Consider the following 14,936-nt stretch of genomic DNA (forward strand, 5'->3'; position numbering starts at 1 on the left):
TTGTTCGATCATTTCTAACTGATAATAACAGCGTTTTATTATCCCATTATTTAGAAATTGTATGGAATTTGTAAAAGAAAGATAGGACATAAGGTAGGGATAATTGATTTTTAGCATCCATTTACAATAGAAATTTCCCTGACGAATGGACTACTTTTTTGAAATGGATTTTGGAGGCTATCGATTAACAAACCAAATAGCGTACAACTATGAATGTTCGACTGTCTCAAAATACAGCCATGCTGCAACATTTTATGGCGAGTTGACGTTCTAAGGATAGAAAGCAATCAACAAGAAGAAGAGGTGGACGACTATGAAGAAACGATGGAGTACGGCCGTGGCAGCTGTCGTCGTGTTATTATCTACATCCTTTACAACGCAGGCTTTCGCGGCCTCGACCTTCAAGGACATCGTAAATGTGGAGAACAAACTGAAGATTGAAGTGCTCCAGGAGAAGGGGATCATAAGAGGAGTGACGGATACGGAATTCCAACCGGAAGACAGTCTAACCGCGGCTCAGGGCATTTCGCTAATTGTACGGACGACGCAGATCAGCCTTGCCGCTTTTACTTTTGAAAAGGCGCCTACAGCCGACGGCTTCTATACGAAGGTGAAAAATGATGCGTGGTTTGCGGAAGACTTTATCATTGCTCATTATAACGGCCTGGATATCCCGGCTGATATTGATCCTCAGGCGCCATTGACCAAGGAGCAGTTCATTCATTACCTGGTACAGGCGATTGAGCTTACCGGCCAATATCCTACCGTAAAAATGTTCATACCTATTCTTGACGAGAAGGATATCACAGTGGAGTACCAAGGTACGATTCAGCGTGCGCTGCTATACAAAATCGTCGCCTTGGATGACGAAGGAAACTTCGATCCGCAGCATATCGTTAACCGGGCTGAAGCAGCTTCCATTTTGTACGATGCGCTAAGCTTTATTGAAGCCCATAAAGATAATACCGTCATGGAGCCGGAGTCAAACAGCTAATAAAAAATCCGAAAGTAGTTGAGCAGAGAGCAAAAGGCCTCCTCAACTACTTTTTATTATGGGCAGTAGAAACCATATAGCTCACGCACGATTTTGCCAATCTCAAGCTTCAAGCTTAGAGGCTCCAGGACGCGGACGGTCGAGGTATAGGATAACAATAATGAAGGCAAATATTTCATCATTACCTCTTCATCTATTCGCAGCCCAAGCGTTTGGCCGTCGCGCTTTACTACGCAGTTCCGCAAATACCAATGACCGGTAAGCCGCTTCAGACTATCTGCTGTTCCCTCGATAAGTACGAAGCAGGCTTCATCGCCGCCTGTTTCTTGTACAGCCGTAACCTGTTCAAAATAAGTCTTAACAGAAAAATCCCGCGGAATAAGGAATGTGCGCCCGGTTACGACAAGCTGCTGCATACGATCGACGCGAAATGTTCGTACATCCTGTCTCCTGTGACAATACGCAGCGATATACCATTTATTCGACCGGTACGCTAATCCATAAGGATCGAGCTCGCGCAGCTCGGGCTCCGCTTCAGCATTCTTCGCATAGTGGACGCGGACAGTCAGTCCGTCTGCCACACTTTTCTCCAGCAGTTGCAGAGCTGGTTTTAATGATTGTTGTTGTGGAGATGGAAGGATGTCCATCCCCCGCATTTGTCGCTCCCAATCATCCGGCTGCTTCTCGCTGTGATAGAGCTGAATCTTTTGCAGCGCTCGCTGCAAATCATCCTCGAGAGGATACCCTGCGCCTTGAGCGAATAGCGCGGCATGTAAGACGGCTTTTAATTCAGCGGGATCGAAAAATAAGGGAGCTTGCTTGAACGAGCCCGGCAGCGAGTAACCTCCGTCATGCCCGGGTTCCGCGATAATCGGCACCCCGCTGGCGCATAGCGCATCAATATACCGGTAGACGGTTCGAACACTCATCTCTAAATCCTCGGCGAGCTGCTCGGCAGTCATATTACTAGAACGGAGCATCCACAATATTTTGAGCATGTTATCCCATTTTGCCATACGCAATCCCCCCTGTAGCCAGTATAACGTACAAGCTGCGGGCATGCCCTTCGAAAAATGATTCCGATTCACTGACAGCCTTTGTCAGGGGACATGGGTTAATCTATGTATATGAACGACATTAACGAGCTGCGGAGGGATTAGATATGAAACAAGTGCTTGTATTTCTTACGGATGGATTTGCGGATTGGGAGGCCAGTTACGTTTGCGCGGAGCTGAATAAACCAAATTCGGGTTACCAGGTAAAAACGATAGCGGTGGATCTTGAGCCGAAAACATCGATGGGGGGGTTAAGGGTGCTGCCGGATTATGATATGAGCACCGATTTGGCGCTTCTGGACATCCCCATGCTCATCGTTCCAGGCGGAACCGGCTGGAGCGATCCGATTAATGTGCAGGCGAAGGAGTTGATTCAACACTGCTTCGAGCGGGAAGCTGGTGTAGCGGCTATTTGCGATGCTACGACTTTTCTCGGAAGGCACGGGTTTCTCGAACAGCATAATCATACCAGTAATTCATTGCCTGATCTAAAGCTTGGTGCGCCTAATTATTCCGGCGATGAGCATTATGTGGAAGCGCAGGCTGTCGTTGACCGTCAGTTAATAACGGCTAACGGAAGCGCAGCGGTTGAGTTTACTAAGCTCATCTTAGAAAAACTAAATGTTTATCAAGGTGAAGTGCTGGAGCAGTGGTATGGCATATTCAAAAATGGGATTATCAGCGCTTGAACATAGGGATCTGAACGATAAAAAACACATGATGGCAGGTTTTCGGCTGCTGTCATGTGTTTTTTTGTATAAATTTGCTTGCACCTATATGTGCCCGTTCTCGAGTCGGGTGTGGTTATCTTTTTAGAGCGGCAAAGACGGCAAACCCATTGTGTTTATATATGCAGTCCGCATCTGAAAAACCAGCTTCCTTTAGCCATTCAAGCTGATCATGTACTGTAGCGTTATGGTCGATTTTTCTTCGTACAATGGAGGCTTCAATTGCCTCGGCGGCCAGCCCGCTCTGCCGTATGGCGTTTTCCCATTGCGTCATATAATAGTTGTCGATAAAGGGCGTTGTTCCAGCTGCCTGATCCACATTGATAAAAGTGCCTCCTTCGATTAACAGGTCATGTACCTTGCGAAATAGTGTTTTTTTATCAGGATGAGGCAGGTGATGGATAGACAAGGAGGAAATGACAGCGTCATATTGCTGTGTGAACGGATAGGCAGCGTAGTCGGCCGTAATATAGTTCACAGCTTGATCATCACCGAACCTGCGGCGCGCTTCCTTCAGCATTTCTACGCTCAAGTCTATTAAAGTTAGCGTTGCTTTCGGATATTTGCTGCGTATGAACGAGGAGAAAAGTCCGGTTCCGGCACCTAAGTCCAAAATATGCGGCGCATCATTGTCACAGTTGACCCAAGCAGCTGCCATCCCGTAAAAATCATCAAAGCAAGGGATCAGCTGACGGCGCTGACGGTCGTAATCCCGGGCAACGGCATCAAATTGTTTTTTCACGAAATCACTCATGCAAATGCCTCCTCGGTAGGAATTAGTTTGTATATTACATGTACTTTCCTATAAACAGAAATATATAAAGTGTATATAGTTTATAGGTATATACTATCAAGCTAAACTACTCCTATAACCCACCATGGGCTGGCGCGGCCAATGAGGTTCGGGACGGCCGGCTCAGGCGAAGAAGTATTCATTGATCCTGAAGGCATCCCCGTAACGACAACAAGGGACGTCTAGATGCTCTGAAACGCGGCCATTATATATGAAATATCATATAGAAAATTCCCTGGGCTGGCTAAAGTGAAAAATCTATGTGAAAAATCGTATATAATTTGTCTTTTTGCATGAATCCCGCCAATTATGTTCGAAAAATCGTATATATTTATGGATCGGGCTTTTAGAAGAAGCGACGAAGGTATTGGCCCTAGTACGACTTAAGGTGGGGGTTAATTGATGCTTACAAAGCACCCACTCCGGACTGACGCGCCAAATAAGGTGTAAAAAAAGCACTTAAAGTGCCCACTCCGGACTGACGCGCCATATGAGGTGTAAATATGCAAAAATGCACCTGCTAGAGCATGGTATAACGGATAAAAAATCAGCTTAAATATACATGCTGTTAATGAATGTTATGGTTAAAAGAATAATGCCCGAGCTGCTGTTTTTCGATTGTGCGGCGGCAAACGATCATTAGTTGAAAAAGGAGAAAAATGGGTATTGTGCTCCTTAACGTTTAATGTTATCATTGGTGAAATTTTAAAAACGGTGCTGTCAAAGGGGGAACCCCAAATCATAAATTCAATTGAGAGCAGACTAGAGCAGCTAGGCATTGTACTCCCGGCGGCAAGCGATCCGGCAGCAAAATATGCGAACTGCGTTATCGTAAATGGCTTATTATTTGTTTCGGGAAAGGGACCTTCCGGACATCCAAAGGGGAAGCTTGGTCAGGACTTCACAACCGAAGAGGGTTATCATTATGCAAAGCTGGCAGGTATTGAAGTGCTTGCCGTGCTGAAGGATGCGCTGGGATCACTCGATCTTGTCAAAAGAGTTGTAAAAGTGCAGGGCTATGTAAATGCGGTACCGGAATTTGAAGAGCATCATAAAGTATTAAACGGGTTTTCGGATTTTATGCTGGAGGTTTTCGGCGAGAAGGGCCAGCATGCCAGGTCGGTGCTGGGCGCCAATTCGCTGAGAGACAATCTTCCGGTTATCGTGGATTCGATATTTCAAGTTGAATAGCTTTACATTCGATGACGAGAAAGAGTACGTTAAACGCCTGATCGAACAGAGAGTTGGGGCAGCTGAAAACCAATGTTCGGGCGTTAGCGGAAAGCCATCTCCGAGAAGCGGGCTGAATATAAAGTAAGCTCTGCCGCATTTCCAGCGTTAACAGGAACACATATTGATTGATATGTGGGCGGAGTGTCACGCGCAGGCGTGAAACTAGGGTGGTAACACGGGTGAAGACTCGTCCCTTTACAGGGGCGGGTCTTTTTTGTTTTCACAAAAAAGGGAGGAAAGGCTATGAAACCACTATCCATGAATGAATTGATATCGCCAATCGTGAGGGAAATACCGCCTTCTGGCATCCGTAAATTTTTTAGCTTAGCCGAAGGCAACAAGGACATCATTTCTCTTGGCGTAGGGGAACCGGACTTCGTCACGCCGGAGCATGTTAGGGCGGCATGCGTACGTGCGTTAGAGCTCGGCAGAACGACTTATACGCCAAACGCAGGGCTGATCGAGCTGAGAGAAGAGATTGCCAGTTATTTATATAACGGCTTTCAAGTGAAATACGAGCCCTCGAATGAAGTGATCGTTACCGTCGGAGGAAGCGAGGCGATTGATCTTGCGCTGCGGACATTGATTACGGCTGGCGATGAAATTCTGGTATCTGTCCCCAGCTATATTGCTTACTCTCCGATTGCCCAGCTGAATGGCGGGAAGGTAGTAGAGGTCGAAACGTTCGCCAAGGATCAATTCAAGCTGACGGCTGAAGCCTTGAGAAAGCAAATAACACCGCGCTCCAAGGTGCTTATTATCAATTATCCGAATAATCCAACAGGTGCCATTATGACACATGACGACTGGCTGTCGATTGCTCAGATTATCGAGGAAAACAACCTTATCGTTATTTCAGACGAAATTTATGCTGAGCTAACGTATGATCAAACGCATGTGAGCTTTGCCTCGCTTCCGGGAATGAAGGATCGAACGTTATTGATAAGCGGGTTTTCAAAAGCATTTGCGATGACGGGTTGGAGGATCGGGTATGCGTGCGGTCATCAGGAGCTGATCGCTGCGATGCTGAAAATTCATCAGTACACCGTCATGTGCGCCCCTATCATCGGACAAATAGCGGCTATCGAATCGCTCAGAAACGGATTGGAAGAGAAGGATATGATGATGGAGTCGTATGGTCAGCGTAGACGGATGTTCGTACGCGGGCTGCGCGAAATCGGGTTGCCGTGTCACGAGCCGAAGGGTGCGTTTTATGCCTTCCCGTCCATTGCGCATACAGGGCTGGGTTCAGATGCTTTTGCGCAAAAGCTGTTGATGGATGCCGGTGTTGCAACCGTTCCGGGTCATGTGTTCGGCCGTGGAGGGGAAGGGTTTATCCGGTGCACCTATGCATCCTCCGTTTCCAAGCTGACGGAGGCGCTGGAGCGTATGGACCGATGTTTGAAGGCTGCCGGCACTGCTGTAAAATGAAAAGCTATTTGCTCACCCCTCGATTGTGAATCGAAGGTCATGTGTGCAGGCAGCGGCCGCAAAGTTGAGCAATCTGGAGCCTTCTTCTGCCAGGGAGCTTTGATCAGCTTGGCTAAGCGGTTCAAATGGATGAATGGAAAGAGCAGCAGCCCCGCGGGTTTGTTCGATTTTCCATGTTCCCCGTACGAAGCCGTCGATGAGGAACGTAGAACGAATAATGCCATTAATCGTAAAAACAAGCGGTTTGTACTTTTCGTCTATAATTCGGCTGCGGTCAGCATAGGAAAGCAGCATATTGTCAAACTCAGATAAGAAGCGTGCCGGAGCTGTTGTATCGGTGTCCGGCAAAGGTGCGCCAGGCAGGTCGAACAGTTCATTGCCTTGCTCATCTGCGAAAGTGCGCAAATGCGGCCGGAGCCGTTCTACCGTCTCGCGAAGCTTATTGAGACCGGACCAAACCTGTATGTCTTTGATCGTAGCCGGGCCGAAGGCGGCCAGGTATCGCATAAGCAGCTCATCCAGTGCTGGTGAGGAAGCTGATGGTTGGCCTAACCAAGCCTCAGCTGAGGTATGAGCTGCTTGACCGCTTGAGCCCCAAATTCCGCGAGGCGGCACTTGGACAAGAGGGACGAAGGTGCGGACGACATTGCCAAGGGCTTTTTTAGTACAATCAGGCCATCTCTCGCTCAGAAGCTTGCCGAGTTCATCGAAGGTGCGAGGCTGTTCCTCGACTAATACGCGACCGGCAGCAGTGATTTCTTTCAAGTCGTGTCCTATTAGTTCTTTGGCATAGGCGCTTTGCAGGCCTCTTTCTAAGACAGACTGCAGCAGGGGGCGAAGGGTCAAACAGTCGCGGGCGCTGACCATGTGAATCGTTGATCGCATAAGTGCGATTCGAACGATTTCCCTATTTTTGATAAGCTGGGATAATTGCTCCTGCTGAAAATTTTCAAGTCGCGTCCATAGGGCGAAATAAGGTGGATTAGGCGCTTGAGCTTGTATGCCGATCAAATGCTGGATAGCATCGGTGACGGAAGCGTTCGAGCGCCGAAGCAGCATTTGCCGCTCAAGCAGTGCGCGGTTCAGCGCTTTAGGGCCAAGAACGGGTGCAGAACCTTTTCCAGCCCGCTGAGGTGTATGCACGGTATATAATCCTCCTCATCTATCATTTTATTACAATTATCGTCTTGATTTTAACAGTTCAATCTTGACAGCGTGGTGTCAGGGTTGATTTTAATTTTTAAGTTTTAAACATTCCACTCTCAGGCTTGTTTATGATATTTTTAAGCTAATGATTTTGAACTCATATTTCAATAGAATAGGGAGCGATGTACATGTCAGCGCAGTCGAAAGATTGGATTTTGCATTCGGTTATTTTTAGCTTGAAGCACGAGAAGGGTTCGGAGGCTGAGCGACGGTTTTTGGAGGATGGACAGCGCATTTTGACGTCTATTCCTACTGTAACGAACTTTCAGGTATACAAGCAAGTAAGCGCGAAAAATGAATATAATTACGGCTTCTCTATGGAATTTGCGAGTCAAGCTGACTATGACGCCTATAACGAGCATCCGCTTCATGTACAGTTCGTAAACGAGCGTTGGCTGACGGAAGTCGAGAAGTTTCTAGAAATCGACTATACCAAATAGGACAACGATTGAAGATTTGTACGATACGGCATATAATTAGCGGTATAGACAGAACATTTTCGAACAAATATGAACAAAAATGGAAGAGGGAATAACGGATGAAAAAGCTTAAAGTGCTGCAGCAGCTGGCGGAAGCGGGTGTTGTGGCGGTATTGCGCGCGGACTCGCCGGAGGAAGTAGCGGAAATGGCCCGCCGTGCGATCAAGGGCGGTATTAAAGCGATTGAAATTACGATGACGGTTCCGTTTGCGCTTCGTGCAATCGAACAATTATCGCAGGAATATTCGAGCTCTGCTTCCCCTGATGCAGAGAACTTCGCCATTATTGGCGTCGGAACGGTGCTTGATCCGGAAACGGCACGAGCCGCGATATTGGCGGGAGCCGAGTATGTGGTTTCGCCTGCGCTCAATCCGGATACGATTAGGCTTTGCAACCGTTATACGGTACCGATTTTGCCGGGTACGATGACGATTCAAGAGATTCAAAGCGCGCTTGAGCTTGGCGTTGATGTCGTGAAGCTTTTCCCGGGCAATCTGTATTCCCCAAGCGTTATTCCATCGATCAAAGGCCCGCTGCCGCAGGCGAACATTATGCCGACAGGCGGCGTGTCGCTCGACAATTTGAAGGACTGGGTCAAGGCGGGCGCAGTAGCGGTCGGCATTGGCTCAGATCTGACGAAGGATGCCGTAAAGACCGGCGACTTCTCGCTTATCGAACAGAAAGCGGCAGCTTATATCGCTGCTTACCGCGAAGCAAAAGGGCTCTAGCAGAGAAAGAGCTCTGGGAACGCTGCAGCTTCGGTATTGAAGATGATTTCTGATACAAGGAAAGGCGGTCGAATCATTCGACCGCCTTTTATTTAAAATATAGTATAAATTTGAACCGTCATTGTAATATTGTTTGATTTACTGTCATTTCCTTACCATACTTATTGCCGTTTACAAGCTATTCGCTTGATTCTGAGCGGGATTAGCGTTATAACAGAAACAGAGCAATGATGAGAAAAACCACTAGGTTAAAGGAGTCGTTCAATTAATGGATTATCGGATTGAGAAGGACACAATGGGAGAAATTCAGGTTCCTGCGGACAAGCTGTGGGGAGCGCAGACACAACGAAGCCTGCAAAACTTTAAAATTAGCGGAGAGCGGATGCCGATCGAGGTCGTCTATGCCATGGCTTATATCAAAAAAGCAGCCGCGCTGGCGAATGAAAAGCTTGGCGTGCTGGATTCGGCCAAAGCGGCCATCATCGGCGAAGCGGTCGATGAAATCGTAGCAGGCAAGTGGGATGAGCACTTCCCGCTCGTCGTATGGCAGACAGGCAGCGGTACGCAAACGAATATGAACGTGAACGAAGTGATCGCGAACCGTGCGAACAGCTTGCTCACCGAACGCGGCAGCTCCGTACGCATTCACCCGAATGACGACGTCAACCGTTCGCAAAGCTCGAACGATACGTTCCCGGCAGCGATGCATATTGCGGGAGTAATCGCGCTGGAGGATCGTTTGCTTCCGGCAATCGACCTTCTGAACGGCACGCTTCGCGCTAAGGCAGAGCAATTTAACGATCTCGTAAAAATCGGCCGCACCCATCTTCAAGACGCTACGCCGATCACGCTCGGCCAAGAGATTAGCGGCTGGTACTCCATGCTGGACAGAACGCGGACCATGCTCGTGCAAAGCGTTGAACAGATGCGCGATCTGGCGCTTGGCGGTACGGCAGTAGGAACAGGCTTGAACGCACACCCGGACTTTGCGGTTGCGGTTGCGGCAGAAGTGACTGCTCTGACCGGCAAAACGTTCGTTACTGCGGCGAACAAATTCCACTCGCTCACAAGCCACGATCAAATCGTTTATACGCACGGTGCGATTAAAGCACTCGCGGCTGACTTGATGAAAATCGCCAACGACGTAAGATGGCTGGCCAGCGGTCCGCGCTGCGGCATCGGCGAAATCTCGATTCCGGAGAACGAGCCGGGCAGCTCGATCATGCCGGGTAAAGTAAATCCGACGCAGAGCGAAGCGCTGACGATGGCGGTATGCCAGGTCATCGGTAACGATACGGCCATTTCGATGGCGGCAAGCCAAGGCAACTTCGAGCTTAACGTATTCAAACCGGTCATTATTTATAACTTCCTGCAGTCGGTGGCGTTAATGGCCGATGGAATGGTATCGTTCAACGATAACTGCGCGATAGGCATTGAGCCGAACGAAGCGGCGATCAAGCGCAACCTTGACCAATCGCTCATGCTCGTAACGGCGCTGAATCCGCATATCGGCTACGAAAATGCGGCTGCCATCGCGAAAAATGCCCACAAAAAAGGACTGACGCTGAAGGAGTCGGCTATTGCGAGCGGCTTGCTTACTTCGGAGCAATTCGACGAATTTGTCCGTCCGGAAAACATGATTGGCAAACGATAATAAATAAGCTTGGAAAAAAGGGGCTGGCGCCCGTCAATGACGATGCGCCGGCCCTTAATATTTAGCTGGCGGCTGCCGGAAAGGAAAGTTTATTTATACTTATTTTTTCCGTTGACGAGAATTCCGCTGTGCACTAAAGTTATGTTTTACCAATAATTTAGCGTACCGGGAGGGCTGTACCATGGCTCGGAATAAAATTCCTTTGCGGCAATACGTCAATCTGCTTGATGCGTATTTGCGCCCGCAGAGGAAAAGCATCATCATGCTCACTATACTGCTGCTTTCTACCATTGGCTTGCAGCTGGTCAGCCCGCAAATCATTCGTTATTTCATCGATACGGCGGCAGAGGAGCAGGGCGGGATGAAGGAGCTGCTTTATGCAGCGGTCTTATTCATCGGCACATCGCTTGTTCTGCAGGGTGTGACGGTAGCGGCCGCCTACATTGGCGAGAACGTCGGCTGGATCGCGACAAACAAGCTTCGCGGCGATGTGGCGGAGCACTGTCTGGGGCTGGATATGTCATTTCATAAAACACAAACCTCCGGCTCGATTATCGAGCGGGTGGATGGGGACATCAATGCGCTGGGCAATTTTTTCTCCAGCTTTGTCATCAACTTGCTGACAAATGCTTTGCTGGTGATAGGCATTGTACTCCTGCTGTTTTGGGAAAACTGGATCATCGGGCTCGGCATGGCGGTATTCGTTGTGTTTGCGCTGTATGCCCTTCAATATGTCCGCAAGTTCGCGGTTCCCCATTGGGGGGCCATGCGCCAAATAAGTGCGGAGTTCTACGGCTTTCTGGGGGAGCATCTCGAAGGTACGGAGGATACCCGGGCGAACGGTGCGACAGGGTATGTGATGCACCGCTTTCATTCATTGCTCCGCAGATGGCTGCCGATCCGGCGGCGCGCGTTCAGGGGCTGGATGTACATGTGGATTACGACGCTCGTCGTATTCACGATCGGCACCGCGATCGCTTTCGCGCTCTGCTTCTTTCTATGGCGCAAAGGCGCAATGTCGGTCGGTACCGTATATATGGTGTTTTTCTATACGGAGCTGATGGTGAAGCCGATCGAAAAAATCCGCACCCAGATGGAGGATCTGCAGAAGGCCGATGCCAGTATCGTCCGTGTCCGCGAGCTGCTGTCTACCGAGCCGCAAATACGCGACGGCGTCGGGGCTGAGCTTCCGCACGGACCGCTTTCGGTCCGGTTCGAGCAGGTAACCTTCGGCTACGAGGAAGATATCACGACGCTGCAGAATGTGCATTTCAAGCTGGAGCAAGGCAAGGTGCTCGGTGTACTAGGGAGAACGGGCAGCGGCAAAACAACGCTGACCCGTCTGCTGCTGCGCTTCTATGATGTAAGAAGCGGGGGCGTCTTTCTTGGCGGCGTCGATATCCGCGATACGAAGGTGGCGCATTTGCGCCGCCGGGTCGGTCTTGTCACGCAGAACATCGAGCTGTTTCAAGGTACGGTCCGCGATAACTTGACGTTCTTCGATGAGTCGATCGGTGATTCACAAATCAATGCTGTGCTTGAAGAGCTGGGGCTCGACCGGTGGTATCGATCGCTGCCGCACGGACTCGACACCGTCTTGGAGTCAGGCGGGGGCGGGCTATCCGCAGGGGAAGCCCAGCTGCTCGCTTTCGCAAGGGTATTTCTATCGGATCCGTCCCTCGTCATCCTGGATGAAGCGTCTTCGCGCCTCGATCCGGCGACGGAGCAGAAGATGGAGGAGGCGATCCTGAAGCTGCTGGAGGGTCGGACGTGCATCATCATTGCACATCGTCTGACGACTGTTCAGCGGGCTGACGACATTCTCATTCTGGAAGACGGCCGCGTCATTGAACACGGTCCGCGCCGGTCGCTTGCAGCTAATCCGGCTTCCCGGTTCAGCCAGTTTATGGCGACCGGACTCGAGGAGGTGCTTGTATGAGTACCTTTCAATTCCTGTGGCGCTTGATTAAGTATCGGCCGCTGCTCTACATAGTGAACGCGCTGGCCTGGTCATTAATCTACTTGGCGCCGATCCTTCCGGGCATCGTGACTAAATGGTTCTTTGATCTATTATCCGGGGATTCGCCTTACGAGCTGGGTATATGGGCGATTGTCGCTCTGCTGATCGGATCGGCCGCTGTCCGCGTCGGGATGATTATATGCGGATTCATCACCGATGTAAACTTCCGTGTGCGCGTTAGCGGACTGCTGCGCCGCAATGTGCTGCACCATGTGCTGCGTGAGCCGGGAGCGAGGGCCATCCCGGTTTCGCCGGGGGAGGCGATCAGCAACTTCCGCGACGATGTGGAGCAGGTCGAAGAGGCAGTCAGCTGGTCGGTCGACACCTTCGGGATGACCACCTTTGCTGTCGTTTCGTTTGCGATTCTGATTAATATAGATGCTCAGATGACGCTTCTTGTGTTTTTGCCGCTTGTTATTGTAGTCACGGTGGCTCAGCTCTCGACCGCGATGCTGACGAAGTATCGGGCCGCAAGCCGGGAGGCGACGAGCCAGGTGACCGGAGCCATTAGCGAAATGTTCAGCTCTGTCCAGGCGATTCAAGTCGCAGGCGCGGAAAAGCGTGTAATCGACCGTTTCCGCCGGTTGAACGATTCGCGCAGGGGCGCCATGCTCAAGGATAAGCTGCTTACGCAAACGCTGGATTCCGTCTTCTCCAATGCAGTGAATATCGGAATAGGCCTTATTCTGCTGCTTGCCGCGCAGGCAATGCGGAGCGGAGATTTTACAGTCGGGGACTTCGCTCTATTCGTGTACTATTTAACGTTCGTCACGCAGTTCATCCAAAATTTCGGCAAGTTTATGACTTACTTTAAACAAAGCGAAGTATCGAAGGACCGGCTGATCTCTTTGCTTCAAGGAGCGCCGGGGGATCTTCTGACCGAATCGCATCCGCTGTATTTGCGCGGTGAGCTTCCGGAACCGAAGGAGCCGGTGCGGTCGGATCGGGACCGGCTGCAGCTGCTCGAGGCAGAAGGGCTTTCTTACCGTTATCCGGAAACCGGACGCGGCATCGAGAACATCCGGCTTCATCTTCCGGAGGGAGGCTTCACCGTTATAACCGGACGGATCGGCTCCGGCAAAACAACACTGCTCCGCACGCTGCTCGGCCTGCTGCCGAAGGATGCCGGGACGATCCGTTGGAACGGCGAGGAGGTCACGAATCCCGGCGACTTCTTCGTACCGCCGCACAGCGCGTATACGCCGCAGGTACCGAGACTCTATAGCGACAAGCTGAGCCGCAACATTTTGCTTGGCATCCCCGAGGATGAGGGGCGGGTGCAAGCTGCGGTGCGGGCTGCGGTGATGGAAAGGGATGTTGAAATGCTTCAGAATGGCCTCGATACCGTCATAGGTCCGCGCGGCGTGAAGCTGTCCGGCGGCCAGGCGCAGCGGACGGCAGCGGCCCGCATGTTCGTTCGCGATGCCGAGCTGCTCGTGTTCGACGACCTGTCGAGTGCGCTCGATGTCGAGACGGAGAAGCAGCTGTGGGAGCGCACGTTCTCCGGACAGTCTGCGACATGCCTTGTCGTCTCGCACCGGAAGGCGGTGCTGACGCACGCGGATCATATCATCCTCCTGAAGGATGGGATAATCGAAGCGGAAGGCACGCTCGAGGCGCTGCTCAAGACGAGCGAAGAGATGCGCCGTCTGTGGCATGGCGAAATGGAGTAACTAGTGGTGGTGCAGAATTCTTATTCCTGTACCACCCGACCTCTAAGATTAACCCGCATCGGCAATAATGGTGCAGCTCACTTATGGGACAGTCCCGTATTTTATTTGGTTTGTTGACAAGTTTAAAAATACTTGCAATCCTTAAGCTTAGCTTTTTGAGGAGGCGGAAAATGGATCGGTCGACCGATTCGAGCTTACCCGGTTGGGAGCGATAAAGATATAATGATCTGCTCTAGCCCAGGCAGTTCTCTGGTTACATGAACTGAGTTCATCGGTCATCCTGAGTGGCAAAGCCCCGTTCTTTTCGGGGCTTATTGCTTTTTGGTCCTCCTATTTAACCTTTTCATATTATTTGTGATTCAAATACCCATCTAAAATCGTTTTAATTTGCGCAACCGTGCGTTCAAGCGAAATGTTCTCAATGACGTGCTCGCAAGCTTTGCGATAGGTCACTTCATCGGTATAGTGACTCAAATAGCTGTCCATGATTTCGAAGCGGGTTCCTTTGCTTTCCAGCCGTTCAGAGACGGTTTGCTTATCGACGTATAGGAAAATGCGTATGGAGCGGTCGCCGTATAGACGGCGGATGATGTCCGAGCCTTCGCGGTTTAATATAAGGTAGATGCTATTCCCGGCATTAAGGGCGAGATCGAGATAATGTTTGCCGATGCCGTAGCGGTAACGGTCGATTTTGACCGTTTCGGTGAAGAAGCCATTTTGATCAAGCTGGTCGAACCGTTCGGCGCTGACATAACGATAATCCTCGTCGGGGCGTTCCTTGTCGCGCGGCGGACGATCGGTGCAGGAGGGAATATGGATGATGCCGCTGTCCCGTAAAGCTCTATGTGCAGCTGTTTTGCGGCCGGAGCCGCTGGTGCCGGTAAAAATAAACAGATAGGGGTTATTCATACGAAATCACTCCTTTCTTATACCTCTTATATC

At 50.3% G+C, this 14,936-nt stretch carries 13 protein-coding genes and 1 other annotated feature; of the genes, 9 read left to right on the top strand and 4 right to left on the bottom strand.

Annotated elements, in window-relative coordinates; all coding sequences use genetic code 11:
- Positions 1–313 precede the first annotated feature (313 nt).
- Positions 314–994, top strand: a complete 681-nt coding sequence (locus DFP97_RS00625; protein WP_114378054.1) for an S-layer homology domain-containing protein — start codon at positions 314–316, stop codon at positions 992–994.
- A gap of 56 nt (positions 995–1,050) precedes the next feature.
- Here DFP97_RS00625 and DFP97_RS00630 read toward each other — a convergent pair whose 3' ends face one another.
- Positions 1,051–2,010, bottom strand: coding sequence for a helix-turn-helix transcriptional regulator (locus tag DFP97_RS00630; RefSeq protein WP_181873297.1), 960 nt, complete (start codon positions 2,008–2,010; stop codon positions 1,051–1,053).
- A gap of 146 nt (positions 2,011–2,156) precedes the next feature.
- Between DFP97_RS00630 and DFP97_RS00635 the strand changes: the two genes are divergently transcribed.
- Positions 2,157–2,738 (top strand): type 1 glutamine amidotransferase family protein, encoded by a 582-nt coding sequence (locus DFP97_RS00635; RefSeq protein WP_114378056.1) that lies wholly within the window; start codon positions 2,157–2,159, stop codon positions 2,736–2,738.
- Positions 2,739–2,853: 115 nt separating this feature from the next.
- Here the strand turns inward: DFP97_RS00635 and DFP97_RS00640 are convergent, their stop codons facing one another.
- Positions 2,854–3,531, bottom strand: coding sequence for a class I SAM-dependent methyltransferase (locus tag DFP97_RS00640; RefSeq protein ID WP_114378057.1), 678 nt, complete (start codon positions 3,529–3,531; stop codon positions 2,854–2,856).
- A gap of 780 nt (positions 3,532–4,311) precedes the next feature.
- Between DFP97_RS00640 and DFP97_RS00645 the strand changes: the two genes are divergently transcribed.
- Positions 4,312–4,761 carry a RidA family protein gene (locus DFP97_RS00645; RefSeq protein WP_181873321.1) on the top strand — a complete coding sequence of 150 codons (450 nt, stop codon included), beginning with the start codon at positions 4,312–4,314 and terminating at the stop codon, positions 4,759–4,761.
- Positions 4,762–4,763: 2 nt separating this feature from the next.
- Positions 4,764–5,001 (top strand) — a binding site (T-box leader).
- A gap of 45 nt (positions 5,002–5,046) precedes the next feature.
- On the top strand, positions 5,047–6,234 hold the full coding sequence (locus DFP97_RS00650; RefSeq protein WP_281270921.1) for an aminotransferase class I/II-fold pyridoxal phosphate-dependent enzyme: 1,188 nt from the start codon (positions 5,047–5,049) through the stop codon (positions 6,232–6,234).
- 12 nt (positions 6,235–6,246) lie between these two features.
- Here the strand turns inward: DFP97_RS00650 and DFP97_RS00655 are convergent, their stop codons facing one another.
- Positions 6,247–7,377, bottom strand: coding sequence for a winged helix DNA-binding domain-containing protein (locus DFP97_RS00655; protein WP_245975781.1), 1,131 nt, complete (start codon positions 7,375–7,377; stop codon positions 6,247–6,249).
- 191 nt (positions 7,378–7,568) lie between these two features.
- Between DFP97_RS00655 and DFP97_RS00660 the strand changes: the two genes are divergently transcribed.
- The 5 genes from DFP97_RS00660 (at position 7,569) to DFP97_RS00680 (ending at position 13,994) form a co-directional block, all read left to right on the top strand.
- A complete protein-coding gene (locus DFP97_RS00660) occupies positions 7,569–7,880 on the top strand; it encodes a Dabb family protein (RefSeq protein WP_114378058.1) in 312 nt (103 codons plus the stop codon).
- Between the two features lie 98 nt (positions 7,881–7,978).
- Positions 7,979–8,647 carry a bifunctional 2-keto-4-hydroxyglutarate aldolase/2-keto-3-deoxy-6-phosphogluconate aldolase gene (locus DFP97_RS00665; RefSeq protein WP_114378059.1) on the top strand — a complete coding sequence of 223 codons (669 nt, stop codon included), beginning with the start codon at positions 7,979–7,981 and terminating at the stop codon, positions 8,645–8,647.
- Positions 8,648–8,915: 268 nt separating this feature from the next.
- The gene (gene fumC / locus DFP97_RS00670; protein WP_114378060.1) at positions 8,916–10,301 is read left to right on the top strand and encodes a class II fumarate hydratase; all 1,386 of its coding nucleotides are present in this window, start codon (positions 8,916–8,918) and stop codon (positions 10,299–10,301) included.
- Positions 10,302–10,482: 181 nt separating this feature from the next.
- Positions 10,483–12,240, top strand: coding sequence for an ABC transporter ATP-binding protein (locus tag DFP97_RS00675; protein WP_114378061.1), 1,758 nt, complete (start codon positions 10,483–10,485; stop codon positions 12,238–12,240).
- Positions 12,237–13,994 carry an ABC transporter ATP-binding protein gene (locus tag DFP97_RS00680; protein WP_114378062.1) on the top strand — a complete coding sequence of 586 codons (1,758 nt, stop codon included), beginning with the start codon at positions 12,237–12,239 and terminating at the stop codon, positions 13,992–13,994. The genes DFP97_RS00675 and DFP97_RS00680 overlap by 4 nt, the downstream gene beginning before the upstream one ends.
- Before the next feature lie 348 nt (positions 13,995–14,342).
- Here DFP97_RS00680 and DFP97_RS00685 read toward each other — a convergent pair whose 3' ends face one another.
- On the bottom strand, positions 14,343–14,903 hold the full coding sequence (locus tag DFP97_RS00685; RefSeq protein ID WP_114378063.1) for a guanylate kinase: 561 nt from the start codon (positions 14,901–14,903) through the stop codon (positions 14,343–14,345).
- Between the last annotated feature and the right edge of the window lie 33 nt (positions 14,904–14,936).

The sequence above is a fragment of the Paenibacillus prosopidis genome (genome assembly GCF_003337375.1).
GTDB classification, from domain to species: Bacteria; Bacillota; Bacilli; order Paenibacillales; family Paenibacillaceae; genus Pristimantibacillus; species Pristimantibacillus prosopidis.

Excerpts from the sequence above, each read along its gene's own strand:
- DFP97_RS00685 (WP_114378063.1), bottom strand. The coding sequence starts at position 14,903 with ATGAATAACCCCTATCTGTTTATTTTTACCGGCACCAGCGGCTCCGGC.
- DFP97_RS00680 (WP_114378062.1), top strand. The coding sequence starts at position 12,237 with ATGAGTACCTTTCAATTCCTGTGGCGCTTGATTAAGTATCGGCCGCTG.
- DFP97_RS00625 (WP_114378054.1), top strand. The coding sequence starts at position 314 with ATGAAGAAACGATGGAGTACGGCCGTGGCAGCTGTCGTCGTGTTATTA.
- DFP97_RS00635 (WP_114378056.1), top strand. The coding sequence starts at position 2,157 with ATGAAACAAGTGCTTGTATTTCTTACGGATGGATTTGCGGATTGGGAG.
- DFP97_RS00660 (WP_114378058.1), top strand. The coding sequence starts at position 7,569 with ATGTCAGCGCAGTCGAAAGATTGGATTTTGCATTCGGTTATTTTTAGC.
- DFP97_RS00640 (WP_114378057.1), bottom strand. The coding sequence starts at position 3,531 with ATGAGTGATTTCGTGAAAAAACAATTTGATGCCGTTGCCCGGGATTAC.
- DFP97_RS00675 (WP_114378061.1), top strand. The coding sequence starts at position 10,483 with ATGGCTCGGAATAAAATTCCTTTGCGGCAATACGTCAATCTGCTTGAT.
- DFP97_RS00630 (WP_181873297.1), bottom strand. The coding sequence starts at position 2,010 with ATGGCAAAATGGGATAACATGCTCAAAATATTGTGGATGCTCCGTTCT.
- DFP97_RS00665 (WP_114378059.1), top strand. The coding sequence starts at position 7,979 with ATGAAAAAGCTTAAAGTGCTGCAGCAGCTGGCGGAAGCGGGTGTTGTG.
- DFP97_RS00650 (WP_281270921.1), top strand. The coding sequence starts at position 5,047 with ATGAAACCACTATCCATGAATGAATTGATATCGCCAATCGTGAGGGAA.
- fumC (WP_114378060.1), top strand. The coding sequence starts at position 8,916 with ATGGATTATCGGATTGAGAAGGACACAATGGGAGAAATTCAGGTTCCT.